The following is a 24,154-nucleotide window of genomic DNA, read 5'->3' on the forward strand; positions in this document are numbered from 1 at the left end:
TGAGGTGGTCCCTGTAGGAGCCGGCTTGCCGGCGATGACGGCCGCAAGATCGATACAAAAACTACAGAGTCACCCCTGCCACTTGCCACCCTCGACGATCACGCTCTCAGGCTTGGTGTCATCGCTCAGTTCCTTGCGCACGTACTGGTCGTACAGCTTGAGCAGATACTTCTCTTCACCCAGTTTCGCCAACTCGGCGTTCACCCAGTCGCGCAGTTCGATGTTGCCCTTTTTCACTGCTGGCGCGATCGGCGCTTCGGCACCCAGGGTCTGGCTCAGCACGCGATAGCCAGGGTTCTGTTTGGCCCAGCTGAACAACACCAGATTGTCTTGGGCATAGGCATCGCCACGACCATTGGCCAAAGCTTGCAGGGACTCGGAGTTTTTCTCGAACTTCAGCAGTTTCCAGTCCGGATGATTCTTGGTCAGCCAGATGTCGGCGGTGGTGCCGGTAGTGACGATGGTGGTACGGGTCGCCAGGTCATCGAGGTTTTTCACCGCGCTGTCCTGCGGCACCAATGCCTGCACGGCGACCTTGAGGTTAGGGTTGGTGAATTCCACCGCTTCCTTGCGCTCCGGGGTGACGGTCATGTTGGCCAGGATCAGGTCAACCTTGTCACTTTGCAGGAACGGAATGCGGCTCGCCGGCTCCACGGCAACGAACTCGACCTTGTTCTCGTCACCCAGCAGATCCTTGGCGAATTGACGGCCGATGTCGGTATCAAAACCGACGTAGCGCCCGGCTTCATTGACGAAACCGAATGGCGGCTTGTCAGTGAAGACGCCCACGATCAGCTTGTCCCGCGCCTTGATTTTCTCCAGATAGCCGGCCGGTGCCGTGCTTTCGCTGGCGACTTTCGGTTTGGCGGGTTCTTCGGTTTTGTTGCAACCGGCCAGCAACGCAAGGCCCAGCAATGGGAGAAGCAAGAGTGAAGACTTGGCAGTTTTCATAGCAATTCCAGTTCCTTTGTTTGAGTCGTTTTGGGTAATGCGGCGACGTAGGAGAATTTCTCCAGGAACTGCTGCGCTCGTGCGGTTTGCGGGTTCGTAAAGAAAATCTCGGGAGGGTTTTGTTCAAGGATTCGTCCGGCATCCATGAACACGATGCGGTCAGCCACGGCGCGGGCGAAGGCCATTTCGTGGGTGACGATCAGCAGGGTCATGCCTTCGCGGGCCAGACCCTGAATCACTTCCAGCACTTCCTTGACCATTTCCGGATCAAGGGCAGCGGTGACTTCATCGAAGAGCATGACCTTGGGGTTCATGCACAACGAACGGACGATGGCGATGCGTTGTTGTTGACCGCCGGAGAGCTGCCGTGGAAAGGCATCGCGTTTATCCAGCAGACCTACGCGCGCCAACAACGCTTCAGCCTGATCGCGCGCTTCGCAGCGGTCGCGTTTCTGCACCTTCACAGGGCCGAGCAACAGGTTGTCGAGCACGCTCATGTGCGGAAACAAGTGATAACTCTGGAACACCATGCCGATCTGCTGCCGCACTACGCGCCAGTCGGTGCCCTTGTCCAGCAACTCGCTCCCGGCAAAATTCAGGCTGCCGCCATGAGCGACTTCCAACCCGTTGAGGCAGCGCAACAAGGTGCTTTTGCCGCAGCCGCTGGGGCCAAGGATGACGATCACCTCGCCCGGTTTAACGCTCAGGTCGATGCCGTTAAGCACCTGCTGCTCGCCGAAGAACTTGTTGAAACCCTTGAACTCGATCAATGCGCTCATGCTTGCGTCCAGCGCCGCTCCAGCACGCGCGAGGCGGCCGAGAGCGGGTAGCAAATGAAAAAGAAAAACAGGAAAAGCGCGCCGTAGATCAGCACCGATTCGTAGGTGCGCTCGATGATCTGCTGGCCGACCTTGATCACGTCCACCACACCGATCAGCACCGCCAGGGAGCTGGTCTTGATGATCCGCGTGTAGACATTGATGGTCGGCGGCGTCATGCGCTTCAACGCTTGCGGCAGCAGCACGTAGCCGTAGAGTTGCGGGCCGTCCAGACCGATCGACAAACCCGCTTCCCGCTGGCCGCGCGGCAACGAATGCAACGCGCCGCGCACCACTTCGCCAACCTCACTGGCGCCCCACAACGACAGCACCAGGACCGCGCACCAGAAGCTCGGAATGCTCAGGCCGAAAAAGATCGGCAGGCCGAAGAACAACAAGTACAACCAGACCAGCACCGGGATCGCCCGGAACAGTTCCAGATAGACCCGCAAGATCGCGTTCAGCCACGTCACATTCAGCGTGCGCAACACGCCGTAGAGCACGCCACCTGCGGTGCTGATAGCGATGCTCAAAAAAGATATCGACAGGGTTTGCGCCGCACCCTTGCCCAGTTGCGGCAACGACACCCACAACAACTCAAGACCCGAACTGGCCATGCTGGAGCCTCCTTTCCAGACGGCTGAGCAACAGCGACAGCGGCAAGAACAGCAACACGCAAATCAGCGTCAGCACGGCGAGCATTTCGTAGGTTTTGTAATAGAGCGCGATGTAGCTTTTGGTGGTGTAGAGAATTTCCGGTACCGCTACCGCCGAGACCACCGTGGTTTCCTTGAGCAGGAAAATGAAATTGGCGAACAGCGACGGCAGGCTGAGGATGCCGGCTTGCGGCAGGATCACGTAGCGCAGCAATTGCCCGTGGGACAGGCCGATGGAGCGGCCTGACTCGAGTTGTGCCTGGGGCACGGCGTCCACGCCGGCACGCAACACTTCGGTGAGATAAGCGCCGCCGAGGAAGGTCATGGTGATAATCGCCGCAACGAAACCCGAGACCTTGATACCCAACGCGGGCAAGGCGAAATACACGAAGAACAGCTGGATCAGCAGCGGCGTGTTGCGGGCCAGTTCTACGTAGAGTCCAACCAGCCGCTGCAAGTAAGGCGTGCGGAACACCAGAATCGTCGCGTTAATCAGCGCCACCAGCAACGATGTGCCGATGGCGATAAACCCGACCTGCAGCGTCACGCCCACGGCCTTGAGAAACGCCGGCAGGGTGCTGAGGATAAATGCGTAATCGAAGTTCATTGAACATCCTGGACGCCGCTCGGTAAGCGACGGTGGTGCAGTCCACGGGCCATGGATAGCGGCCCGGCAAGCACCAACTTTAAAGGTATAAAAATTAGAATTTAAATACCGTTAAAGCATATTGATATCACGCAAAAAACTATCCCCGCGCATTTGCCGAGGCGACGGAAGACGACTATTTTCCTTTGCGCCGTAGGAAGGATCTTTTTTTCAGATTGCCCCTCCAAGGACGGACCGCTTTTGGCCAGACTCCCCCGGCCGATCACTCACAAGGACGAGAACATGGCAGATGCAAAAGTGCTGCAACCGATGAATCCGCAGGACATCGTGAAGTTATTGATGGCGTTGCGCAGGGCGTTGAAGGCCAGGGTGGCCTGAATGTTCATCGGTGAATGATGCCGGGCTTTTGTGGCGAGGGAGCATGCTCGCTCGCCACAAAAAATCGCTCGCCACAAGTTTCAATGATCGCCCAATAAAAAACGCCGACGCTGTATCAGCCGTCGGCGTTGGAAACCTTGAAGGGGTTTACCTCGCGAATCAGAACGCCGGCAGTACTGCGCCGCTGTACTTCTTCTCGATGAATGCTTTCACTTCCGGGCTGGTCAATGCCTTGGCCAGTTTCTGGATGGCGGCGCTGTCCTTGTTATCAGGACGAGCGACCAGGAAGTTCACGTAAGGCGAATCCGCACCTTCGATCACCAGCGCGTCTTTAGCCGGGTTCAGGCCCGCTTCCAGCGCGTAGTTGGTGTTGATCATGTCCAGGTCGACTTGATCCAGCACGCGCGGCAGCATGGCGGATTCCAGTTCCTTGAACTTGAAGTTGTGCGGGTTCTTGGCGATGTCTTTCGGCGTGGCCAGGGCGTTTTTCGGGTCTTTCAACTCGATCAGGCCAGCCTTCTGCAGCAGGATCAGGGCACGGCCGCTGTTGCTGCCTTCGTTAGGAATGGCAATGGTCGCGCCGTCTTTCAGCTCGGCCAGGGTTTTGACTTTCTTCGAGTAGCCACCGAACGGTTCAACGTGAACGCCGATCACGGTCACCAGGTTGGTGCCTTTGCCTTCGTTGAAGCTTTTCAGATACGGCAGGGTCTGGAAGTAGTTGGCGTCCAGACGCTTCTGGTCGACCTGTACGTTCGGCTGAACGTAGTCGGTGAAGACTTTGATTTCCAGGTCCACGCCTTCTTTGGCGAGGGTTGGCTTGATTAGCTCAAGAATCTCGGCGTGTGGAATCGGGGTCGCCGCAACCACCAGTTTTTCGCCAGCCTGGGCCAGGCCCGCGGTCAGGGCAGCCGCCAGTGCGGTGAACAACAGAACCTTTTTCATGCAGTGTCCTTATCGAAAATCACAGTCGCTTGTGGCGACGGCTAAGTATTAAGTGCCAGCGAAGTGCTATCGCTGGCGTGACGCGGACAATACCGGGATTTTATATTCCCGAACAATATCTTTTATTCACTTTCATATTCCATTTTGTTCATATCGCTCTAGCTCGCACATTCCCTGTAGGAGCTGGCTTGCCAGCGATGGCGCCTGTACAGAAAAAAACCGCACAGGCCCAATCGCGAGCCAGCTTGCTCCTACAGGAGGGCGGTATTTTTCAGGAGTTGCTTCAGGGCTTCTTTTTCGGCGGCGCTACCGTGGCCGAGAATCCGCTTGAGCTGCTGTTCGATTTGCACCAAACCTTCATCTGGCAAATTCAAATGCTCCGGCAGGATCTCGTCACCGGTACTCACCAACAGCGCAAAGTGAATGACGTTTTCCAGCTCACGGGTATTGCCCGGCCAGCTGTGTCGCTCCAGCACGGCTTGCGCTGCCTCGCTGATCAGCGGCACTGGCAAGTCCAGGCGCTGGCTGTAGATGCCGAGGAAGTATTCCGCCAGCGACAGGATGTCGCCCACCCGCTCGCGCAGGGCCGGTAGTTCGAGCTGCCCCTCGCTGAGGTAGTGGTAAAGCCGCTCATGGAATTTTCCGGCAGCGACAGCCTGGGCCAGGTCGATGCTGGTGGCGGCGACCAGGCGCACGTCCACCGGGCTTGGCTGATGTGCACCGACGCGTGTCACTTCGTGGTTTTCCAAAGCGGCGAGCAATTTGATCTGGATCGGCAGCGGCAGGTCGCCGATTTCATCCAGGTACAAAGTGCCGCCGTTGGCCGAACCGAACCAGCCGGCGCGACTGCTGGCCGAACCGCTGTAACTGCCGGCGGCATAACCGAACAATTCGGCATCGGCATAGGTCGGGCTGATCGCGCCGCAATTGACCGAGACGAACAATCCACCGCGATCACTGGCGCGATGGATATGCCGCGCCAACAGCTCCTTGCCGCTGCCGGTTTCGCCACGGATCAACACCGAGATCGAGCGCGGCGCCAGTTGCTCCAGTTCCTGGCGCAACTGGCGCGAGCGTGGATCGACGAACACCAGCGCCTTGGCGCGGATGCTCAGAGGACTTTTTTCCGCGTCGGGAAAGGTCAGCAGTGGCTGGCCGAAGGTTTCAAAACTCATGGCAGGCTCCCGCCCGAAACCGCCAAGCGACGGGGGCGTAAAAAATAATAGATTCAGGCACGGCGCAGGGCGTGGTGTTCCATGCGGTTTTGCAAGCGATAGAGATAGGCAAAACCCTGCTCCCAACGCTGATGACCCGACTTCACATTGATGTGCCCGGCACCCGCGAGGATCCCCGCTTCCGCGCCCCAGTTACGCGCCAGCTCCAGCGCTCGCGGCGCGCTGACGGCGGCGTCGTTGTCGGAGCTGACGACCTGGCTGGGGAATGGCAGCAGGGATGTAGGGATCGGTGCGAAATTGCGCAGCGCTGGCGCGCAGGCCGGACGTTCGACGTCCGCCGGCGCCACCAGCAAGGCGCCACGTACCTGACGAAGAAACTGCACAGGCGCGGTAGCGGCCCAATGGGCGACGGTGATGCAACCCAGGCTATGGGCGATCAGGATGACCGGAGTGTTGTCTGCGGCAATCGCCTCGGCCAGCGCCGCCACCCAGTCTTCACGACGAGGCGTCAGCCAGTCGTCCTGCTCCACCCGTGCGCTGTTCGGCAGACTGTTCTGCCAATGGCTTTGCCAATGATCTTCCGGCGATCCTTGCCAGCCCGGCACAATCAGGTAGCGAATTGATTCGTTGCGCATGGGGGAGCTCTCCTGCTGCGTGTCTGTTCCCGATCGAGTATAGGGTTGGGATTTATATTCGTTAAGGAATAAGAAGCTATTTATTAAGACTAATAAAGAATATAAAAATACACCCCTTGTAGGAGCTGGCTTGCCAGCGATGGCTTCCGGCCAGTCGATACAAATGTTGTCTGAGTTACCGCTATCGCTGGCAAGCCAGCTCCTACAGCTTTTGTGTCTCGTTGGAATAAAAAAGGGGCCGCACCCTGCCAAGGAGACGGCCCCGGAAAATCGAAAATCTATTAGCGCGCGGTAATCACCGACAACTTGGTAATCCCTGCCCGCTCAATGGACGCCATGGCCCGCGCCACTTCGCCGTAATTCACCCCGTCGTCAGCCTGCAATTGCACCCGCACTTCCGGGTCTTTGGCCTTGGCCGCTTGTAGCTTGAATTCCAGCAAATCCGGCTGGATTTCATCCTTGTTGATAAACAGCTTGCCGGCACCGTCGATGCTCACCACCAGCGGGTCTTTCTGCTCCACCGGCGCCACGGCTTCGGTTTTGGGCAGGTTGATCGGAATCGCGTTGGTCAGCAGCGGCGCGGTGACGATGAACACCACCAGCAGCACCAGCATCACGTCCACCAGCGGCGTCACGTTGATCTCGCTCAGCACCTCATCGCTGTCTTGCGTGGAGAAGGCCATATCAGGACGCCTCCTTCACTTTCTGTGCATTGCCCGATGGCGCGGCTTTGTGCGCCGTCGGGTGGATCAACACGCGGAATGAGCTCTTCTGCGCCAGGCTGTAGAAGTCGTGGGCGAAGTCATCCAGATCCGCCGCCGTCAGTTTCAAACGACGCAAAAAGTAGTTGTAAACCAGCACCGCCGGCACTGCGACGGCGATCCCCACACCGGTCGCAACCAGCGCTGCACCAATCGGCCCGGCCACTGTTTCGAGGCTCGCCGAACCCGCCGCGCTGATGCCCTTCAACGCCTCCATGATTCCCCACACCGTGCCGAACAAACCTATGAACGGCGACGTACTGCCAATACTCGCAACCACCGCCAGCCCGGTTTCCAGCGAGCGGCGCTCGCGCACGATTTGCTGACGCAAGGCTCGCTCAAGGCGATCCTGATGATTGATCGCCTGGCTCAAATCCGCCGCTTGCGGCGCCTCGCCCACCTGGATCGCCGCATAACCGGCCTGTGCCACCCGCGCTGCAGCGCCAGGTTGCGTCTCGGCTAACTCTGCCGCCGAGTCCAGACTCGATGCGGCCCAAAACTGTTTGTGAAACTTGCGATCCTGGGCTTTAAGGCGACCGAACTGCACACCCTTGAGCAATGCCAGGCCCCAGGTGGCGACGGAAAAAACCACCAGCAGCCAAATCACCGCACTTTCGATGGATTCGAGTGGAGATGCCAATAACGTCATGGTGAATTCCTCGTGTAAAACTTTCGCGCGAATTAGGTTTCTGTTTAATGAATCTTGAAATCGATGGGCACGCTGACCCAGCCGTCCTGAGCGACATCACCCTGCTTGGCCGGCACAAAACTCCAGCGTTTCACTGCACTCAGGGCGGCCTCATCGAGGGCATCGCGACCACTGCTTTTCTGAATCTGGATCTCGCCGGGCTTGCCGCTGGCGAGAACATGCACACGCAACAACACCGTGCCTTCCCAACCGCGACGCTGGGCCAGCGACGGATACTCCGGCGCCGGATTTTTCAGGTACCCGGCGTTGGCCGAGGCCGGTGTCACTGGCGCGGGCGCCGGTGGTGCAGGTGGTGCCGGGGCTGCGACCGGAGCTGCCGGTTGTGGCGGCGCGGGCGGTTGCTGGGCAGCTTTTGGCACCGGTTTTGATACTGGTTTAATCACCGGTTTTGGCTTGGGAATCGGTTTCGGCGGCGCCGGTTTGGCCGCCAATTCGTCCACCACGGGCGGCGGCGGTTCGACCACTGGTGGTGGCGGTGGCGGCGGTACTGGCGGAGGCGGCTCGACCACGGGCGGCGCCGGACGCGAAAACTCGATGGTCATCGGCGGAATTTCCGGCGGTACGATCGGCAAGGCTTTGGTCGGCTGCTGATTGACCCAGTAGATCACCGCGCCGTGCACCAGCAATGCCAACACACCGAGCAGAATCGTCTCGCGTCGGCTCAGGATGCCCTTGGGCGCACGCTGCAAACGCAGCTGGCCCAAGGGCACGCGGTGTACCCGCCCGAGGTCGACCAACTCGCCACCTGGCGCCTGGCGCCAAAGCACCTCGTGTGCGCTGGCGGCGGTCTGGACTTTGCCCATTGATTTACTCCCTGCGATCTCTTTGCGAATGACCCGATACGCCGAACCCGACATCCCCCGAACGACGTATCGATGGGTTAATCATTGAGCTAGACGCTTATCTCTTAAAGTAATCTTTAACATTAAAACTAGATCAAAAACGAATATCAAAAACGCTCTGTTCGCTGCAGGCCTTGCCCCGTAAGGGCTCGGGGACGGTGACCGAAAACCCATGCTTTTGAAGCATTGAAAATATTCGTGAAGGGCATGGTTTTCGGTGTCGGCGTCGCATTGATCAGAAGTCGTAGCGACCGGTTACGCCCAGCGTCCGTGGCGTGCCGAGCAAGCCTTCATAACCACCGTTGGCGGCGGTCCAGAGCGTTGTGTAGTAGGTTTTGTCAAAGGCGTTTTTCAGCCACAGCGAGACGTCCCATTGCCCCTGCCTGAAGTCGCCGCGCAGGCCGGTGGACAGGTTGACCACGGCGTAGCTCGGGATCTGGCCGAAGTCGGAATCCTCCACCGTGCCCACCGCTTTGGAGCGAAAGGCGTAGCTGCCGGTGACGTACTCTTCGAGACCGTTACTCAGGTTCCATTTGTATTCGCCGTTGGCGTTGCCGATCCATTTTGACGCGCCAACCACTTGGTGACCGGTCAGGTCGCACGAAGCCGGAGCACCCGGCGCCAGGCTGACTTCCGGTGGGCACGGCGCATCTTTGTAGGAGAGGTAGCTGACGTCGTTGTAGGAGCCGTTGATGTTCAGCGTCAGGCCACGCAACGGGATCAGCGTGCTTTCGAGTTCCACGCCACGCGAACGCACCGAGCCCGCGTTGGTCAGGTATTGCACGCGGTTGGCGTCGTCGTAGGCGTTGGTTTGATAGCCGTTGACCTGGGTCCAGAACACGTTGGCGTTAAGTTGCAGGCGACGGTCCCAGAGTGTGCTTTTGAAACCGAGTTCGGCGTTATTTGCACGCTCGGTGCCGATCAGCAGCGAGTCGGCGCCAGCAACCGGGGCGGTGCCGACAGCCAGGTTCACGCCGCCGGATTTCTCGCCGTGGGACAGGGTGGCGTAGCCGAGCAGGTTCTCGTTGAAGTGGTAGCTGAGGTTCAACAGACCCGAAGGGCTGGAGCTGTACTGGTTCAAATCACCGGAGTCGTAAACCCCGGCGCGTCCACGTCTGGCGGTCGCGGCCGCGCCGGTCACCGCTGCACCACCCTCCGGCGCATTGCGGTTGACCCAGGCGTTTTTCTCTTCGTAAGTGCCACGAATACCGGCGGTGAAGTCCAGCCGCTCCGTGAGGTGCCAGGTGCCTTGGGCAAACAGGGCGAAGCTGTCGGTTTTGATGTGGCCCTTGCCGACGCTGTTCACGTTGGCCAATGCACCGGCGGGCGTGCCGTTCCAGATGTCGGCTTGCGGGCCGTAATAAGCGAAGGATTTGTTGTCCAGGTCATTGCCGAAGTAATAAGCGCCGAGCACGTAGTCGAAGAAGCCGCCGGTGGGCGAGGCCAGGCGAAATTCCTGGGAGTACTGTTTGTCTTCCACCGAGACCCCGGCGTTGTACGTCGTCGAGACGTTCAGCCCGTCGTCGTTACGCGGGGTGAAATTCCACCAGCGATAGGAGCTGATCGAGGTCAGGGTAAAGTCACTCGGCAGCGTCCAGTTCGCCTCTACCGAGGTGCCGCCCTGGTGCACGGTAACGTGCTGTTCGTCATTCAGGTTGACCTTGCGATGGGTGCCATCGACCAGCGTCGCCCCGGACGCAGTGGCCCGGTTTTGGTAGAGGTTGACGCCGTTAATGGTCGGCCCGGTGTTGTACAGCACACGGGTGCCGGCACTGGAATCCTCTTCGTTGTAGTCACCGATCCAGCGCAGGTTGAATGCCTCGTTCGGCTTGAACAGCAACTGCGCCCGGAAACCATCGCGTGAGCCGCCGTTCAAGTCATGGCCGTCGTATTCGTTTTTGATGTCGCCATCGCTGCGTGTGCGGTACGCGGAAAAACGCCCGGCGAGCTGATCATTCAATGGCCCGGAAATGGTTCCCTTGGTCTGGAAGTAGCCGTCCTCGCCCACCGAACTTTCGATGCTGCGCTCCGGGGTGAAGGTTGGCGCCCTCGTGCTGATGTTGATTACGCCAGCCGTGGTGTTCTTGCCGAACAACGTGCCTTGCGGACCGCGCAGCACTTCGAGCTGCTCGATGTCCATCAAATCGAACACCGCCATACCCGGCCGGCCAAGGTAGACGTTGTCGATATACAGCCCGACGCTACCTTCCAGGCCATCGCTGGCCGGGTTGTTGCCCAGGCCACGGATCGACACGCTGGACTGGCGCGCATGCATGTAGGCGACGTTGACGCTAGGCACCAGTTGCTGCAAATCCTGAATGCGATAAACGCGCTGGGTTTCCAGCGTCTGGCCGCTGACCACGCTCATCGGGGTCGGTACATCCTGCGAACTTTCTTCACGGCGGCGGGTGGTGACGGTCACGGTTTCGAGTTGAGTGCCATCGGCTTTGGTCTGGCCCGATACGGTTTTTACCGGGGCATCTTCCGGGGTGGTGGTCTCGGCCGCATAGCCTTGGGTCCAACTGGCGCTCCCGGCCAGCAGCAGCGCCAGGGGCAGGCGCTTGAGCCGTTGGGGTGTAAGGGGTGACGCGAGGTTCAACGGACTCATAAAGCGGCTCCTGATCAAAAAACACACAGCGACTTTTCAGTGATGCATATTCTTTAAAGTTATTTATTTATGTTTTTACAAAGATTTACTGCATAAGAGATTGCCTTTATAAGGAGTCGACCTAATGCATATCCAATGCATTTCCCCGATATTTTTTATGTGAAAAATGCATATCGATTTGCGCCAGCTCCGCCACTTCATCGCCCTCGCCGACCAACGCAGCTTCGTCGCGGGCGCCATGGCCGTGAACCTGTCGCAGTCGGCGTTCAGTCGCAGCATCCAGGCGCTGGAGCACAGCGTCGGTTGTCAGTTGGTGGATCGCGGGCGCAAGGATCTGGCCCCGACCAAACAGGGCCAGGTGCTGCTCGAACACGCCCGGCGGCTGGTCAGCGGCGCGCAACAGATGGCCAACGAGATCAGCCAGTTCAACGGCCTGGAGGCTGGCGAATTGCGCTTCGGCTGCGGCCCGGCGCCAGCGGCGGGATTGATCCCACGGGCGATCGGCAGCTTCATCGGCCACTACCCCAAGGCCCGGGTGCAGTTTCAGGTGGATGACTGGCAGAGCTTGAGCAAGCGTCTGTTGAGCGAAGAGTTCGAATTTTTCGTCGCCGACACCCGGCAGTTCGAGGCAGACCCGGACTACCTGACCCAGCGTCTGCGTCCGCGCAAATGGCATTTCTGCTGCCGCGCCGGGCATCCACTGGCCGCACATGAAAGCGTCAATGCCGCGCAATTGATGAGCTATCCGATGGCCGTCACCATTCGCCCGCCAAACCTGCGCAAAGTCATCGTCGACCTGAGCGGCAGACCGGACTTCACACCCAATGTGGAATGCGAAAACAGCTACAGCCTGCTCGGCGTGGTGTTGCGTTCGGATGCGATTGGCATCGTCGGCGATTATTCCGATGCGCTGCATAACGCCAAGGGTGAGCTGGTGCGTTTGAAGATCGATGGGTTGGCGGATGACCTGGAAGAGCTCTACACCCGCTACGGAATTGTCAGCCGCGCGGGGTATCGGTTGTCACCGCTGGCCGAGGCGATGATTGCGCAGATCAAGGAGGTTGATGCGCAGGATGAAGAGGTATGTTCGCTGGAATATCTGGCTGTCTGATCCACCGCTATCGCTGGCAAGCCAGCTCCTACAGGGTTTTGTGTTGTTCACATCCATTGTGTCCAGCACCGCCCCTCTGTAGGAGCTGGCTTGCCAGCGATTGCATCCGATCAGACGCCGCCGATATCCGGCCCCTTCACCGTCTGACTACGCTGCCCCGCCACCCCAACCGGCACCTCACCCTTGAGCGTCACGCGGCGCACCACCCGATCCTGGGTGCCATAGTCATCCACCGCGTAATGCTGGGTGGAGCGGTTATCCCAGATCGCCACATCACCGGCCTTCCAGCGCCAGCGCACGGTGTTTTCCTGGCGGATGACATGGCTTTGCAACAGGCCGAACAGGTGCGCCGAATCGGCCTGGGAATAACCTTTGATGCGCTTGACGAAATGCCCCAGCAGCAAGCTTTTCTCACCGCTGATCGGGTGCACGCGAACCACCGGATGCTCGGTCTCGTAGACCGTCGAGGTGAAGATCTTGCGGTAGCGCTCCAGCTTCTCCTCCGACACGTCGGGCTTGCCGCCCGCGTAGTCATATTCGTTGCTGTGCACTGCCACGAGTTTGTCCGCCAGCTCGCGCAGTTCCGGCGCCAGTTCGTTGTAAGCCGTGGCGGTGTTGGCCCACACGGTGTCGCCACCGGCGGCCGGTGCCACCACCGAGCGCAGGATCGAGGCCTTCGGGTAGGCGTCGACGAAGGTCACATCGGTGTGCCAGGAGCTGGCGCGCTGGCCTTGGGCACCGTCCAGCTCCAGCAGAAAACGCGTGCCGTCACGAACCGGCACGGTCGGGTGTGCCACGGGTTCGCCGAGCAGGTGGGCGAAGGCTTCCTGGCTCTGATCGTCGAGGTGGGCCTGCTCGCGGAAGAAAATCACTTTGTACTGCACCAGCGCCTGCTGGATCGCTTCAACGGTGGTGGCGTCCAGTTCACCGGAGAGTTTCACGCCACGAATCTCGGCACCAATCCGACCGGCCACCGGATGGATTTCAAGCGCGTGAACAGCGGGTTTTACAGCTAAAGCGGCATTGCTCATGGGTAGACCCTCGATCGGACTGCTGACGGTTGGCGGCAGCGAAACAACGCTCTATCTATATTCACTTTAGATCTAATAGATATTCGCATGCTTCGTTGACGGAATAAGAGCTTGCATTTAAAACCTCAACCAACCCTCGTCGCAAATGCCTTCGAGCTATTTTTAGGATGCCGGGAAAGCATATGGATCTTCGCCAGTTGCGTTACTTCATCGCCCTCAACGAACACCGCAGTTTTGTCCGTGCGGCGGACGCCATGGGCATCACTCAACCAGCGTTCAGCCGCAGTATCCAGGGGTTGGAGCAAGAGTTCGGCTGCGTGCTGGTGGACCGTGGCAACAAGGATTTGCGCCCGACACCCGAAGGCCTGGTGGTGTTGCAACACGCGCGCAGCCTGGTGCAAGGCGCGGCGTTGCTCAACGCCGAAGTGACGCAGATGACCAAGCTCGACGCCGGTGAGTTGCGCTTCGGTTGCGGTCCCGCCCCGGCGGTGAAACTGGTGCCGGATGCGGTGGCGCAATTCATCAACGCGCACCCGAAAGTGCGCACCTGTTTCGAAGTGGATAACTGGGAAAAGCTGAGCCGCGCCCTGAGCCGTGAGGAGATCGAATTCTTCATCGCCGACATCCGCCATTTCGAGGCCGACCCGAACTTCCAGACCCAGGCCCTGACGCCCAAGCGTGGGGTGTTTTTCTGCCGCCCCGGGCATCCGCTGCTGGCCAAGGAAAGCCTGTCAACCAACGACATGTTCGACTACCCGCTGGCGACCACGCTGATCCCGCCGGGCATCCGCAAACTGCTGGCAAACCTTAGCGGGCGCATGGACTTTGCCCCGACCATCGAGACCGAGCACTTTCCGGCGCTGGTGAAAATCGTGCTGCAATCAAATGCGATTGGCGTGGGCACAGAGGAGGCGTTCGTCGAGGACATCGCCCAGGGTTCGCTAGCGCTGTTGCACTGGCGCAATCTGCCGCAGAACATCGAGAGCATGAATGCCCGCTGCGGGATCGTCAGTCGCACCGGGTACAGGTTGTCGCCGGCGGCGCGGGCGATGATCGAGGTGTTGGTGGCGGTCGACAAGCAGCAGATTGCCGTCGCGGTTTAGGGCCTCATCGCTGGCAAGCCAGCTCCTACAAGGATCACCGCGCCACCGTAGGAGCTGGCTTGCCAGCGATGGCGTCCGCTCAGACGCCGACGATTCAGAGCTTGGCCGCCGCCAATTCAGGCGCCACCCAATCACTCACCTTGAACGGTTTGCGAATCAGCTTCTGCTGCGAAGCCAGGTCCACTGCATCCTGCAATTTGCCGAGAAACACCGGGTCCAGGGTCGACGGGAAAACCTCGCTCAATTTCTGATCCTTCAAATCCTGGGTAAGAATCACCGGCGGATAACTCGCCAGCCCCGACACCAACTGAATGTATGCGTCCTTGTTACTGTCCTGGGTCAGCCATTGCACCGCTTGCTGCTGAGCCTTCAGCAGTTTCGCCACCACCTCCGGGTGCTCGTCGACAAACTTGCCATTGCCCACCAACACCGCCTGAACGCTGCCCGCGCCATTCAGATCCTTGGTGCTGAGCGGCAACTCGGCCAGCCCTTTGGCTTGCAACGCCGTCAAATTCGAACCGCCCCACGACGCATCGATTTGCTTGGCAGCGAGCGCCGCAATCGCACCACTGAAATCCAGGTTGATGACTTTCAAGTCCTTCTCGCTCAAACCCTGGCTGGCCAGCGCCGCATCGAACGACAACTGGCTGGCGGTGCCGCGAAAGATCGCCACGCGTTTGCCTTTGAGGTCCTGCAGGGTCTTGATCCCCGAACCGGGCACCACGCCGAGGTAGTGCTTGATCCCGCGTGCCGAAGCGCTCAGCACCCGCGTATCCAGGCCATTGGATTTGCCGATGATGGCTGCGAGGTCGCCGAGGTACGCCAGGTCAACCTGATCATTGGCGAAGGCTTCATTGATCACAGGGCCTGCGCCTTTGAAGAAATTCCACTGAATCTTGATGCCCTGATCGGCGAAGGCCTTTTCGTAGATCTGTTGGTCGCGCAGCACATCAACCACGCCGCCACCGCTGTGCTGGGTTCCGGCGCTTAGATCCGGCACGGCGATGCGGATTTCCTTGAGTTCGTCCGCCTGTGCGCTGAATGCCAACAAGCCTGCCAAGGCTGGTACGGCGAACAGGCTGATGACTCGTTTAAAGGGAATGTTCATGGGGCGGCTCCTGGTGGCGACGGCGTTGAGGAGCAGAAAGTAGGCTCAAACTTGTCCAGCACTTAAATACTATAAATTCACATTTTTATAGCTTTTTGAGCTAAGCGAACAAATACAGGCCCCGTGGAGCGGTATGCATAACCAGCATCAAAAATATTCTTCGAATGCATTGGATGCGTTTGGGCTGGAAGCCTTAAATGGTCTCTCTTATCTCTCAATAGCATTGATAGTAAATTTAATAGATCAAAAACACATATCTGTAGGAGCTGGCTTGCCAGCGATCCCGGACCACCAAAGTCGGTCAGACACACCGCCTCGCTGGCAAGCCAGCTCCTACAGGGATTTGCGTTGTTTATAACGCTCGCTATCCGACATCGGAGGTCGCCCATGGCCCGTGTTTCCCTGCTCAACCTGCCGCTGGCTGCGCCACCCCTCAACGGTCGGCGACTCTGGCCAACGTTGAGCCAGCGGCTTTTGCCCTGGCTGCTGCCACTAAGCTTGTTTGCGCTGTGGTGGCTGGCCAGCCGCAATCAATGGATGAGCGAGCAAATCCTGCCCGCGCCGTCGTTGGTCTGGAACAGCGCCGTTGAACTGTCCCAAGGCGAGTTATGGAGCCATTTGTGGATCAGCCTGCAACGCCTGTCCTGGGGACTGTTCGCCGGGATCACGGCGGGTGCGATATTGGGCGCGACGCTGGGTTTCAACCGCACGCTCGAACGCCTGGTGTTCCCGACATTCGCCGGGTTGTCGCAAATCCCGACACTGGCGTGGATACCGCTGTTCATGGTGTTTTTCGGCATCGGCGAAGTGTTGAAACTGGTGGTGCTGATCAAGGCCATCGTGGTGCCCGTAACCCTGCACACATTGGTCGGCGTGCGTGATGCGCAACCCAGGCTGCGCGAAGCGGCTGCGGTGCTGCGTCTGCCTCCACGATTGCTGATCCGTCGCCTCGTCCTGCCCGCTGCACTGCCGGCCTTCATGGCCGGTGTACGCCTGGCGCTGGCTGCAGGCTGGACCTCATTGCTTGCTGTCGAACTGCTCGCCTCCAGCGAAGGCATCGGCTACTTGATGGTCTGGGCGCGACAGTTGTTCATGCTCGACATCGTATTCGTCTGCATCGTCGTGATCGGTTTGATCGGCGTGGCCATGGATCGCGGTATCGGCCTGCTGGATAAAAAACTGGTGCACTGGCCGCATCCCGCCACAGCCGAAATCCGCCGTGGCCCGCACTATCAAGGCTGGCACCGCGCTCAACCCTGGTTGCTGCCGTTGGCGTTGCTGTCGTTGTGGCAATTGGCGACGAATCAGCAATGGGTCGATGTCAACATTCTGGTCAGCCCGTTGGCTGTTTTGGAAACCGCCTACAACGGTTTGCGAGACGGCACGCTGATCAGCGGCATGGCCCTGAGCTTGGGTCGTACCCTCGGTGGCTTGTTGCTCGGCGGTGGTCTCGGCTTTGCCTTGGGGCTGTTGCTCGGACTGTCGCGGACCTGCGAACGACTAATCGGCCCGACTCTCGCCGCGCTGCGTCAGATTGCGATTTTCGCCTGGGTGCCGCTGCTCACCGCATGGTTCGGACTGGGGGAACTGGCCAAGTGGGTGTTCGTCGCCCTTGCCGCGTTTTTCCCGTTATTCATCGCCACCCAACGCAGCGTCGCCAACCTTTCGCCGCACCTGAACGAGGCCGCTCAAGTGCTGCGCCTGAACCTGCGCCAACGTCTCGGCCGACTGGTGCTGCCAGGGGCCGCACCAGGGATTTTCGCCGGGCTCAGGCTGAGCCTGATCTATGCCTGGCTGGGCACCATCGGCGCTGAATATTTCATGCCGTCCAACGGCGGCATCGGCAGCCAGATGATCGGCGCCCAACAACTGCTGCGCATGGACCTGATTATGGCCGGCATGTTGCTGGTCGGCCTTACGGGCGCCCTGCTCAACCTCATTGGCCAACGCCTGGAAATCCGCGCAACCCGCTGGAGACACGCATGAACACACCGATAGTCAGCTTCAACCACGTGGGCAAATCCTTCGACGTCGATGGCTTTGAGCTGGAGGCCATTCGCGAATTCAACCTGGACATCGCCGAGGGTGAATTCGTCGCCATCGTCGGCTCCAGCGGCTGTGGAAAATCCACTTTGCTGCGGCTGCTGGTGGGACTCGATACGCAGTTTCGCGGGAAGATCAGCGTCGATGGCAAAGCGGTCACCGGCATCGGTGGCGAGCGCGGCATCGTTTTTCAGGAACACCGTTTGTTCCCTTGGCTGACGGTGGCCGACAACATCGGCCTGGGCTTGGTCAACGAGCCGTTGAGCGCCGGGCAAAAACAAAAACGCATCAACGATTTCATTGATCTGGTGGGCCTGCGCGATTTCACCCGCGCCTATCCACACCAGCTCTCCGGCGGCATGGCACAACGGGTGGCGATCGCTCGGGGCCTGGTGGCCAGCCCACGGATTCTGCTGCTGGACGAACCCTTCGGCGCCCTCGATGCCCTGACCCGTCAACAGATGCAGGACGAATTATTGGCGATTCGCGCGCGGGCAAAAATCACCACGATTCTGGTTACTCACGACGTCGAGGAAGCGATCTTTCTCGCCGACCGCGTGGTGGTCATGGAGCCGCGTCCCGGACGCATCAAGCAAGTGGTCGACATCGCCCTGCCCCATCCACGCCAGCGCAGCAGTTTTGACTTCCATCAACTGCGCGAAGAACTGCTGCACGAACTCACCAGCGACGACCACTACCAACCGCCCGTTGCGGTACAGGTGCGTGATTTGCCGCTGTCCTTCATTGCCTGCTGAACAGGAGATTCTTGATGCCACAACGTCCCAACTTTCTGGTAATTCTGGCCGATGACCTGGGCTTCTCGGATATCGGTGCATTCGGTGGTGAAATCGCCACGCCGAACCTTGATGCCTTGGCCAACAACGGCCTGCGCCTGACCGATTTCCACACCGCACCGACCTGCTCGCCGACGCGTTCGATGCTGCTGACCGGCACCGATCACCACATTGCCGGCATTGGCACCATGGCCGAAGCCCTGACCCCGGAACTGATCGGCAAACCCGGCTATGAAGGTCATCTGAACGACCGCGTCGTCGCCTTGCCCGAGCTGCTGCGCGAGGCCGGTTACCAGACCTTGATGAGCGGCAAGTGGCATCTGGGCCTGACCGCCGAACTGGCGCCCCATGCGCGGGGGTTCGAGCGCTCGTTTTCGCTGCTGCCCGGCGCCGCCAACCATTACGGCTTCGAGCCGACCTACGATGAACAGACGCCCAGACTGCTGAAATCTACCCCGGCGCTGTACATTGAAGACGATCAATTCATCGATGAGCTGCCGAAGGATTTCTATTCCTCAGATGCCTTCGGCGACAAGTTGCTGCATTACCTCAAGGAGCGCGATCAGACCCGGCCGTTCTTCGCTTACCTGCCGTTTTCCGCACCGCACTGGCCGTTGCAGGCGCCTGCCGATGTGGTCGAGAAATATCGCGGTCGCTATGACGCCGGTCCGGAAGTGCTGCGCCTGGAACGCCTGGAAAAACTCAAGGCCTTGGGACTGATCGAGGCGGATGTCGAGCCGCATCCGTTGATCCAGCTCAGTGCTCAATGGGACGCCTTGAGCGACGAGCAACGGCAGATTTCCGCACGGGCCATGGAGGTGTATGCGGCGATGGTCGAGCGCATGGACTGGAACATCGGCCGCGTCGTCGACTACCTGCGCAACCAAGGGCAGCTGGACAACACGTTCATTCTGTTCATGTCCGATAACGGCGCCGAAGGTGCGCTGCTGGAAGCCTTCCCGAAATTCGGCCCGGAACTGCTGACTTACCTCAATCAACATTACGACAACAGCCTGGACAACATTGGTCGCGCCAACTCCTATGTCTGGTACGGGCCGAACTGGGCGCAAGTGGCGACCGCGCCTTCGCGGCTGTTCAAGGCATTCACCACCGAAGGCGGCATTCGTGTACCCGCGCTGGTGCACTACCCGCAACTGCCGCTCAAGGGGCAGATCAGCCATGGGTTTGGCACGGTAATGGACATCACACCGACCATTCTCGACCTGGCCGGCGTGCGTCATCCGGGCAATCAGTGGCGCGGCAAACCAGTAGCGGAGTTGCGCGGGAAGTCGTGGCTGGGATTTTTGTCGGGTGAAACGGCGCAGGTGCATGACGAGCACACCGTGACGGGGTGGGAATTGTTTGGACGCAGGGCGATTCGTCAGGGGCAATGGAAAGCGGTGTACATTCCGGGGCCGGTGGGACCTGCGACCTGGCAGCTTTATGATCTGGGCAGTGATCCGGGCGAGATTCATGATCTGGCGTCGAGCCAGCCAGAAAAGCTCAACCTGCTGATCGAGCATTGGCAGAAATATGTGGATGAGACCGGGGTGATTTTGAGTGAGTCGCCGTTTCAGCCGGATTGATTTTGTCTGAAAGATTGCTATCGCTGGCAAGCCAGCTCCTACCGGATCGGTGTTGTACACAATTTTTTGTATTCAACACCGCACCACTGTAGGAGCTGGCTTGCCAGCGATGAGGCCGTCAGACCCGCGCACCCTCTACAGCCTGCCCCTGAACGACTTCCCCACGCACAAACCGGTTCGCTCGCCCAAACGTCCCCAAATCATTAAACCGCACCCCCATCTCCCGCATCACCTTATGCGCCACCGGCACGGTCATCTGGCGGATGTAAAACGGTTCCTTCACCACAAAGTGATGAATCCCGTGGCTGCTGCCGAAGTTGAAGCAGAACGCCTGCAACGGCCACAGCCACCACGCGTTCAGCACCTGGCACTGCTGCATTACGTTCCCCGGCTCGATATCGCCGTAGTAATGCATGTTCGAGCTGATGAAGTGCAGGCAGAACGTGCGCAGTACGTTCGGGCCGATAATCACCACCGCCGCGATATCGATCACGTTCATCACCGACAGCGTGGTCGCTGACCATTCGATCGGCGCACCCATCAAATACGCAATGCCGTTCGCGGCATGGAAGCCGAGGAACACGTACCACGCGCCCCAGTGCATTAGCGCCAGCGGCGCATAGACCTTGAGGGTGCGCTGGACGATGCTGATTTTGCGCGTCCAGGTTGGCGCCCTGAGCATGCGAATGAACGCCGACATAATGTTGTCGCCAATCATCAGCAACCGCGCGAAACCCCAAGGCTCGCCGTTGGTGATCGCGCGCTCTTCCATGTCGGTTTCGGAACCGGAGACCTTGTGGTGATTGAGGTGCAGATGACGACGAATCCACGGGTTGATCGTGCTCGGGCGTGCCAGCCAGACCAGTCCCATCATCAGGTTGTGCGGCACGCGCTGCTTGCGGAAGTACATGCTATGGATCAGGTCGTGCTCGAGCTCGTGGGTCAGCGAGGCGAAGAAAGCGTTAAGCAGCAAGCACGCCCACCAGGCCATGAAGCCCTCGATGTAGAGCGCCGCCGAACCGACCATCCCGGTCAGTGCAAAGGCCAGAATCCCCGCGCCCAAGGCGTCCTGATGCCTGAGAACCGGGTAGCGCTGGCGCAGCTCGACGCCCTTGGCCAGCACCACTTCGCGAATATGGGCTGATCGCTGAGCGGCATTCAGTCGCTGGGGACTTGCAGAAGTACCTTGCATGCTTCCATCCTCTGGTTATTGATGTTCGCATCCTGCCTGTTTCACACACCCGAAGCGGCAGCCAAGAACGCCAACCTGTTGACCGGAAGCGCCAATCAGCATGACTGAACCGACCTCCCTCGCCAGCTGGACCCGCGCCCTGCGCAAGCAACTCGACGCCCTGGGCCTCGACAGCACCGCCCTGTGCCAGCAAGCCGGGCTCGACCCGCAACTGATGGACGACCCGAACGCCCGTTACCCGTTGTCCGGCACCACGCGCCTGTGGGAAATCGCGGTGCAGGTCAGCGGCGACCCGGCAATAGGCCTGCGAGTCTCGCGCTTCGTCAGCCCTACGACCTTTCATGCGCTGGGTTATGCGCTGGTGGCCAGCGGCAGTTTGCGAGAAGTTTTCGAGCGCATCGTGCGTTATCACCAGGTGGTCAGCGATGCGCTGGAACTGGAGTTGACCCGCACCGAAGACCGCTACTGCTTCAGCCTGAAAATCCCCCAGGGCAACCCGGCACCGGCCTTCGAGGCCATCGACGCCTTCGTGGCGATTTACGTACGCACCTGTCGCAATCGCCTGGGTCGCGACTACGCCCCGCTGGCCGTATACCTGCGTCGACCTGAACCTGAAGACCCTCACCAATGGCACAAAGTCTTTCGCTCGCCGGTGTACTTCGCCGCGGGTGAAGACCGGCTGGAATTCGCGCTGGTGGATTTCGACAGTCATCTGGACGACGCCAACCCGGAGCTGGCCGAACACAACGAAGCCGTGCTCAAGCGCACCCTGGCGCAACTCAAGCCGCTGACGTGGGAGCGCAAGGTACGCGACGCCATTGAAGAGCAATTACCCGAAGGCGAACCCAGCGCCGAACACATCGCCAAGGCCCTGCACCTGAGCCTGCGCAGCCTGCAAAGGCACTTGGCGGATGAGGGTTGTCGGTTCGATACGCTGCTCAACGAAAGCCGCGAAAACCTCGCGCTGCTGCACCTGCGCGATCCGCAATGCTCGTTGAGTGAGATCAGTTATTTACTGGGGTTTGCCGATACCAGCAGTTTCAGCCGCGCGTTCAAGCGCTGGACCGGGATGACGCCTGGGCAGTTTCGGGATGGGTTGCGCTGAGTTTTTCGCTGGACAGACTGGCCTCATCGCTGGCAAGCCAGCTCCTACGGATTTGTGTCGTTCACCAAAAAACTGTAGGAGCTGGCTTGCCAGCGATAGCGATTGTTCAAACACCACAGGATTCAGCGACCCTGACCGCGCCGCAACAACTTGCGCGCCCGCTTCACCAAATCACTCACGGCAAATGGCTTGAGCAAGTAATCATCCTCATGCAACTCCAAACCGCGCAGGCGATCTTCGATGCCATCGGTAGTGGTGAGAAACAGCACCGGCGTGTCGCCGAGCTTGCGGATCTGTTGCAGCAGCTGCCAACCGTTGAGCCCCGGCAGCATGACGTCGAGGATGATCAGCTCGTATGTGCCGTCCTCGATAAATCGCCGCCCGTCCATGCCATGGACCGCTACATCCACCGCAAAACTGGCCTCACTCAGGCCATTGGCCAGAAGTTGGGCGAGTTCGGGTTCGTCTTCCACTAGCAACACACGCATGGCACACCTCGATTAACGTCAGCACAGGCTAGGCGCGTTTGCGGGTAAAGCCCATCTTTATTCCCCTGTAGGCGCTGGCTTGCCAGCGATGACGGCCCTGGAATCGCCACCCATTTGAACATTGATCGCTAGCAAGCCGGCGCCTACGGGATGCCGCTCAAACCACAACCAATGCTCGCAACCGCTGCACATCAAGGATCTCAATCTCGCCATACCCCAACTTCAAAATCCCTTGCCCCTGCAAATCCTTGAGGATCTGGTTAGTGGTCTGCCGTGACAGCGACAACAACGAAGCAAGCTGCTCCTGCGGCAGTTGCAAGACGCGGCGCGGCTCGTCGATTTCGCCATAACCTTCGGCGATCATCAGCAAGCGATGCGCCAGCCGTGTCGGCGCCGGCATCAGGCTCAGCTGTTCAAGATTGATGAAGGTCAGGCGCAGTTTCTGACTCATTAGCAACGCCATTTGCCGCCAGTGCGCCGGTTGGTCGTCGAGCATCGCCAGCAACGTGGTTTGCGGGATGTGCAACAGCGTGCATGGGCCAAGTCCGAACGCATCGTGGGTACGCGGCTGGCCATCGAACAGGCAGATTTCGCCGAACCAGTGGGGCGGCTCCACCAGGCTCAACAATGCCTCTTTCCCATGTTCATTCACGGCGCCGATGCGCACCGCGCCTTCGAGTACCGCGTACAGACCACAGGGCGGATCGCCGCGCTGGAACAAGCGCTGCCCCGCCGACAACTGCCGCACCCTGGCGGCGGACAGCAGACTATCCTGTAGGGAAACAGGCAAATGGCTGAACCACTGACCGCGCATAAGGCGTGGACGCCAGACCTGCATATCCATGAAAACTCCTAGAGATTGTCGCCTGGCTGACAGAGCACGAATGGGCCCCAAGGCATGATCGTTCACCCTACAGGAGGAATAACAATGAAAAAAAGCCTCGTTGACCATTTGAGTCAGTACGCCGCCTACCACCGTGATCCGCGCAACATCGCCACGCACTTCATTGGTATCCCGTTAATTGTGGTGGCAGTGGCGGTGCTGCTGTCGCGTCCGCAATGGGCCGGGGGCTGGCTTTCACCGGCGATGCTGGTCGCGCTGGCGTCGGCGTGGTTCTACCTGCGTCTGGAGCTTCGCCTGGGGGTGCTGATGACGGTGCTACTGGGGCTGTGTATCTGGGCGGGTCAGGTATTGGCGCAACAAAGCACGCTGGTCTGGTTGAGCAGTGGTGTGGCGATGTTTGTGATCGGTTGGGCGATTCAGTTTGTCGGCCATCACTATGAAGGACGCAAACCGGCGTTCGTCGATGATGTGACGGGGTTGATTGTCGGGCCGTTGTTTGTGGTGGTTGAGCTGGCGTTCATGCTGGGAATGCGGCATGAGCTGAAAGAGCAGATCGAGGCGCGGGCCGGGGGCGTGCGGGTCAATCACAAAAACGCTGCGGTTTGACGGAATCTGTAGGCGCCGGCTAGCTGCGGGCGGCGATCCGACGATAGCGGTGCACATGACA

Annotated in this window: 23 protein-coding genes; 7 read left to right on the forward strand and 16 right to left on the reverse strand. The window is 59.5% G+C overall.

All coding sequences use genetic code 11. The features are described 5' to 3' along the window. Positions 1 to 69: 69 nt before the first annotated feature. The 11 genes from ABVN21_RS22380 to ABVN21_RS22430 all read right to left on the reverse strand — a co-directional run bounded on the left by ABVN21_RS22380 (position 70) and on the right by ABVN21_RS22430 (position 11,082). Positions 70 to 951 (reverse strand): transporter substrate-binding domain-containing protein, encoded by an 882-nt coding sequence (locus tag ABVN21_RS22380; RefSeq protein ID WP_339553645.1) that lies wholly within the window; start codon positions 949 to 951, stop codon positions 70 to 72. Next, entirely contained in the window at positions 948 to 1,730 is a 783-nt protein-coding gene (locus ABVN21_RS22385) for an amino acid ABC transporter ATP-binding protein (protein ID WP_339553646.1), read from the reverse strand. Before ABVN21_RS22385 ends, ABVN21_RS22380 begins: the two co-directional genes overlap by 4 nt. Then, entirely contained in the window at positions 1,727 to 2,386 is a 660-nt protein-coding gene (locus ABVN21_RS22390) for an amino acid ABC transporter permease (protein WP_339553647.1), read from the reverse strand. The genes ABVN21_RS22385 and ABVN21_RS22390 overlap by 4 nt, the downstream gene beginning before the upstream one ends. Beyond that, positions 2,367 to 3,032 carry an amino acid ABC transporter permease gene (locus ABVN21_RS22395; RefSeq protein ID WP_339553648.1) on the reverse strand — a complete coding sequence of 222 codons (666 nt, stop codon included), beginning with the start codon at positions 3,030 to 3,032 and terminating at the stop codon, positions 2,367 to 2,369. The genes ABVN21_RS22390 and ABVN21_RS22395 overlap by 20 nt, the downstream gene beginning before the upstream one ends. 537 nt (positions 3,033 to 3,569) lie before the next feature. Further along, positions 3,570 to 4,352 carry a MetQ/NlpA family ABC transporter substrate-binding protein gene (locus ABVN21_RS22400; RefSeq protein WP_150772021.1) on the reverse strand — a complete coding sequence of 261 codons (783 nt, stop codon included), beginning with the start codon at positions 4,350 to 4,352 and terminating at the stop codon, positions 3,570 to 3,572. A 251-nt stretch (positions 4,353 to 4,603) separates the two neighbouring features. Next, positions 4,604 to 5,527 (reverse strand): sigma 54-interacting transcriptional regulator, encoded by a 924-nt coding sequence (locus ABVN21_RS22405; RefSeq protein WP_339553649.1) that lies wholly within the window; start codon positions 5,525 to 5,527, stop codon positions 4,604 to 4,606. 53 nt (positions 5,528 to 5,580) lie between these two features. Beyond that, complete coding sequence (locus ABVN21_RS22410; RefSeq protein ID WP_339553650.1) at positions 5,581 to 6,162, reverse strand: alpha/beta hydrolase; 582 nt, start codon at positions 6,160 to 6,162, stop codon at positions 5,581 to 5,583. 281 nt (positions 6,163 to 6,443) lie between these two features. Next, positions 6,444 to 6,845 (reverse strand): biopolymer transporter ExbD, encoded by a 402-nt coding sequence (locus ABVN21_RS22415; protein WP_008055381.1) that lies wholly within the window; start codon positions 6,843 to 6,845, stop codon positions 6,444 to 6,446. Between the two features lies 1 nt (position 6,846). Then, positions 6,847 to 7,572, reverse strand: a complete 726-nt coding sequence (locus tag ABVN21_RS22420) for a MotA/TolQ/ExbB proton channel family protein (RefSeq protein WP_339553651.1) — start codon at positions 7,570 to 7,572, stop codon at positions 6,847 to 6,849. A gap of 44 nt (positions 7,573 to 7,616) precedes the next feature. After that, positions 7,617 to 8,435 carry an energy transducer TonB gene (locus ABVN21_RS22425; RefSeq protein WP_339553652.1) on the reverse strand — a complete coding sequence of 273 codons (819 nt, stop codon included), beginning with the start codon at positions 8,433 to 8,435 and terminating at the stop codon, positions 7,617 to 7,619. Positions 8,436 to 8,709: 274 nt separating this feature from the next. After that, positions 8,710 to 11,082, reverse strand: a complete 2,373-nt coding sequence (locus tag ABVN21_RS22430; protein ID WP_339553653.1) for a TonB-dependent receptor — start codon at positions 11,080 to 11,082, stop codon at positions 8,710 to 8,712. A gap of 166 nt (positions 11,083 to 11,248) precedes the next feature. Between ABVN21_RS22430 and ABVN21_RS22435 the strand changes: the two genes are divergently transcribed. Continuing rightward, positions 11,249 to 12,193, forward strand: coding sequence for a LysR family transcriptional regulator (locus ABVN21_RS22435; RefSeq protein ID WP_339553654.1), 945 nt, complete (start codon positions 11,249 to 11,251; stop codon positions 12,191 to 12,193). A gap of 110 nt (positions 12,194 to 12,303) precedes the next feature. Here ABVN21_RS22435 and ABVN21_RS22440 read toward each other — a convergent pair whose 3' ends face one another. Continuing rightward, positions 12,304 to 13,224 carry a TauD/TfdA family dioxygenase gene (locus ABVN21_RS22440; protein ID WP_339553655.1) on the reverse strand — a complete coding sequence of 307 codons (921 nt, stop codon included), beginning with the start codon at positions 13,222 to 13,224 and terminating at the stop codon, positions 12,304 to 12,306. A 182-nt stretch (positions 13,225 to 13,406) separates the two neighbouring features. Here ABVN21_RS22440 and ABVN21_RS22445 point away from each other — a divergent pair, with 182 nt between their 5' ends. Beyond that, a complete protein-coding gene (locus ABVN21_RS22445; RefSeq protein ID WP_339553656.1) occupies positions 13,407 to 14,327 on the forward strand; it encodes a LysR family transcriptional regulator in 921 nt (306 codons plus the stop codon). 94 nt (positions 14,328 to 14,421) lie between these two features. Here the strand turns inward: ABVN21_RS22445 and ABVN21_RS22450 are convergent, their stop codons facing one another. Continuing rightward, positions 14,422 to 15,435 (reverse strand): ABC transporter substrate-binding protein, encoded by a 1,014-nt coding sequence (locus tag ABVN21_RS22450; protein WP_339553657.1) that lies wholly within the window; start codon positions 15,433 to 15,435, stop codon positions 14,422 to 14,424. A 387-nt stretch (positions 15,436 to 15,822) separates the two neighbouring features. Between ABVN21_RS22450 and ABVN21_RS22455 the strand changes: the two genes are divergently transcribed. Genes ABVN21_RS22455 through ABVN21_RS22465 form a run of 3 tightly spaced genes read left to right on the forward strand, consistent with a single transcriptional unit; the run spans position 15,823 to position 19,858 of the window. After that, on the forward strand, positions 15,823 to 17,421 hold the full coding sequence (locus ABVN21_RS22455) for an ABC transporter permease subunit (protein ID WP_339553658.1): 1,599 nt from the start codon (positions 15,823 to 15,825) through the stop codon (positions 17,419 to 17,421). Continuing rightward, positions 17,418 to 18,233 carry an ABC transporter ATP-binding protein gene (locus ABVN21_RS22460; protein WP_339553659.1) on the forward strand — a complete coding sequence of 272 codons (816 nt, stop codon included), beginning with the start codon at positions 17,418 to 17,420 and terminating at the stop codon, positions 18,231 to 18,233. The genes ABVN21_RS22455 and ABVN21_RS22460 overlap by 4 nt, the downstream gene beginning before the upstream one ends. Before the next feature lie 14 nt (positions 18,234 to 18,247). Next, entirely contained in the window at positions 18,248 to 19,858 is a 1,611-nt protein-coding gene (locus ABVN21_RS22465; protein ID WP_339553660.1) for an arylsulfatase, read from the forward strand. A gap of 118 nt (positions 19,859 to 19,976) precedes the next feature. On the opposite strand, the gene ABVN21_RS22470 is transcribed toward ABVN21_RS22465, so the two are convergent. Next, complete coding sequence (locus ABVN21_RS22470; RefSeq protein WP_339553661.1) at positions 19,977 to 21,050, reverse strand: fatty acid desaturase; 1,074 nt, start codon at positions 21,048 to 21,050, stop codon at positions 19,977 to 19,979. 100 nt (positions 21,051 to 21,150) lie between these two features. Between ABVN21_RS22470 and ABVN21_RS22475 the strand changes: the two genes are divergently transcribed. Then, positions 21,151 to 22,155, forward strand: coding sequence for an AraC family transcriptional regulator (locus ABVN21_RS22475; RefSeq protein WP_339553662.1), 1,005 nt, complete (start codon positions 21,151 to 21,153; stop codon positions 22,153 to 22,155). Between the two features lie 122 nt (positions 22,156 to 22,277). On the opposite strand, the gene ABVN21_RS22480 is transcribed toward ABVN21_RS22475, so the two are convergent. Together ABVN21_RS22480 and ABVN21_RS22485 are read right to left on the reverse strand one after the other, a co-directional pair. After that, on the reverse strand, positions 22,278 to 22,643 hold the full coding sequence (locus ABVN21_RS22480; RefSeq protein WP_339553663.1) for a response regulator: 366 nt from the start codon (positions 22,641 to 22,643) through the stop codon (positions 22,278 to 22,280). 157 nt (positions 22,644 to 22,800) lie between these two features. Then, complete coding sequence (locus ABVN21_RS22485) at positions 22,801 to 23,487, reverse strand: Crp/Fnr family transcriptional regulator (protein WP_339553664.1); 687 nt, start codon at positions 23,485 to 23,487, stop codon at positions 22,801 to 22,803. A gap of 84 nt (positions 23,488 to 23,571) precedes the next feature. Here ABVN21_RS22485 and ABVN21_RS22490 point away from each other — a divergent pair, with 84 nt between their 5' ends. After that, on the forward strand, positions 23,572 to 24,093 hold the full coding sequence (locus ABVN21_RS22490; RefSeq protein ID WP_339553665.1) for an Mpo1-like protein: 522 nt from the start codon (positions 23,572 to 23,574) through the stop codon (positions 24,091 to 24,093). Positions 24,094 to 24,154: the final 61 nt, after the last annotated feature.

It is taken from the genome of Pseudomonas sp. MYb327, assembly GCF_040438925.1.
Taxonomy (GTDB): domain Bacteria; phylum Pseudomonadota; class Gammaproteobacteria; order Pseudomonadales; family Pseudomonadaceae; genus Aquipseudomonas.

Bases quoted from the DNA above. Each gene is read 5' to 3' on its own strand.
- ABVN21_RS22380 (WP_339553645.1), bottom strand. From the start codon at position 951: ATGAAAACTGCCAAGTCTTCACTCTTGCTTCTCCCATTGCTGGGCCTT.
- ABVN21_RS22385 (WP_339553646.1), bottom strand. From the start codon at position 1,730: ATGAGCGCATTGATCGAGTTCAAGGGTTTCAACAAGTTCTTCGGCGAG.
- ABVN21_RS22390 (WP_339553647.1), bottom strand. From the start codon at position 2,386: ATGGCCAGTTCGGGTCTTGAGTTGTTGTGGGTGTCGTTGCCGCAACTG.
- ABVN21_RS22395 (WP_339553648.1), bottom strand. From the start codon at position 3,032: ATGAACTTCGATTACGCATTTATCCTCAGCACCCTGCCGGCGTTTCTC.
- ABVN21_RS22400 (WP_150772021.1), bottom strand. From the start codon at position 4,352: ATGAAAAAGGTTCTGTTGTTCACCGCACTGGCGGCTGCCCTGACCGCG.
- ABVN21_RS22405 (WP_339553649.1), bottom strand. From the start codon at position 5,527: ATGAGTTTTGAAACCTTCGGCCAGCCACTGCTGACCTTTCCCGACGCG.
- ABVN21_RS22410 (WP_339553650.1), bottom strand. From the start codon at position 6,162: ATGCGCAACGAATCAATTCGCTACCTGATTGTGCCGGGCTGGCAAGGA.
- ABVN21_RS22415 (WP_008055381.1), bottom strand. From the start codon at position 6,845: ATGGCCTTCTCCACGCAAGACAGCGATGAGGTGCTGAGCGAGATCAAC.
- ABVN21_RS22420 (WP_339553651.1), bottom strand. From the start codon at position 7,572: ATGACGTTATTGGCATCTCCACTCGAATCCATCGAAAGTGCGGTGATT.
- ABVN21_RS22425 (WP_339553652.1), bottom strand. From the start codon at position 8,435: ATGGGCAAAGTCCAGACCGCCGCCAGCGCACACGAGGTGCTTTGGCGC.
- ABVN21_RS22430 (WP_339553653.1), bottom strand. From the start codon at position 11,082: ATGAGTCCGTTGAACCTCGCGTCACCCCTTACACCCCAACGGCTCAAG.
- ABVN21_RS22435 (WP_339553654.1), top strand. From the start codon at position 11,249: ATGCATATCGATTTGCGCCAGCTCCGCCACTTCATCGCCCTCGCCGAC.
- ABVN21_RS22440 (WP_339553655.1), bottom strand. From the start codon at position 13,224: ATGAGCAATGCCGCTTTAGCTGTAAAACCCGCTGTTCACGCGCTTGAA.
- ABVN21_RS22445 (WP_339553656.1), top strand. From the start codon at position 13,407: ATGGATCTTCGCCAGTTGCGTTACTTCATCGCCCTCAACGAACACCGC.
- ABVN21_RS22450 (WP_339553657.1), bottom strand. From the start codon at position 15,435: ATGAACATTCCCTTTAAACGAGTCATCAGCCTGTTCGCCGTACCAGCC.
- ABVN21_RS22455 (WP_339553658.1), top strand. From the start codon at position 15,823: ATGGCCCGTGTTTCCCTGCTCAACCTGCCGCTGGCTGCGCCACCCCTC.
- ABVN21_RS22460 (WP_339553659.1), top strand. From the start codon at position 17,418: ATGAACACACCGATAGTCAGCTTCAACCACGTGGGCAAATCCTTCGAC.
- ABVN21_RS22465 (WP_339553660.1), top strand. From the start codon at position 18,248: ATGCCACAACGTCCCAACTTTCTGGTAATTCTGGCCGATGACCTGGGC.
- ABVN21_RS22470 (WP_339553661.1), bottom strand. From the start codon at position 21,050: ATGCAAGGTACTTCTGCAAGTCCCCAGCGACTGAATGCCGCTCAGCGA.
- ABVN21_RS22475 (WP_339553662.1), top strand. From the start codon at position 21,151: ATGACTGAACCGACCTCCCTCGCCAGCTGGACCCGCGCCCTGCGCAAG.
- ABVN21_RS22480 (WP_339553663.1), bottom strand. From the start codon at position 22,643: ATGCGTGTGTTGCTAGTGGAAGACGAACCCGAACTCGCCCAACTTCTG.
- ABVN21_RS22485 (WP_339553664.1), bottom strand. From the start codon at position 23,487: ATGGATATGCAGGTCTGGCGTCCACGCCTTATGCGCGGTCAGTGGTTC.
- ABVN21_RS22490 (WP_339553665.1), top strand. From the start codon at position 23,572: ATGAAAAAAAGCCTCGTTGACCATTTGAGTCAGTACGCCGCCTACCAC.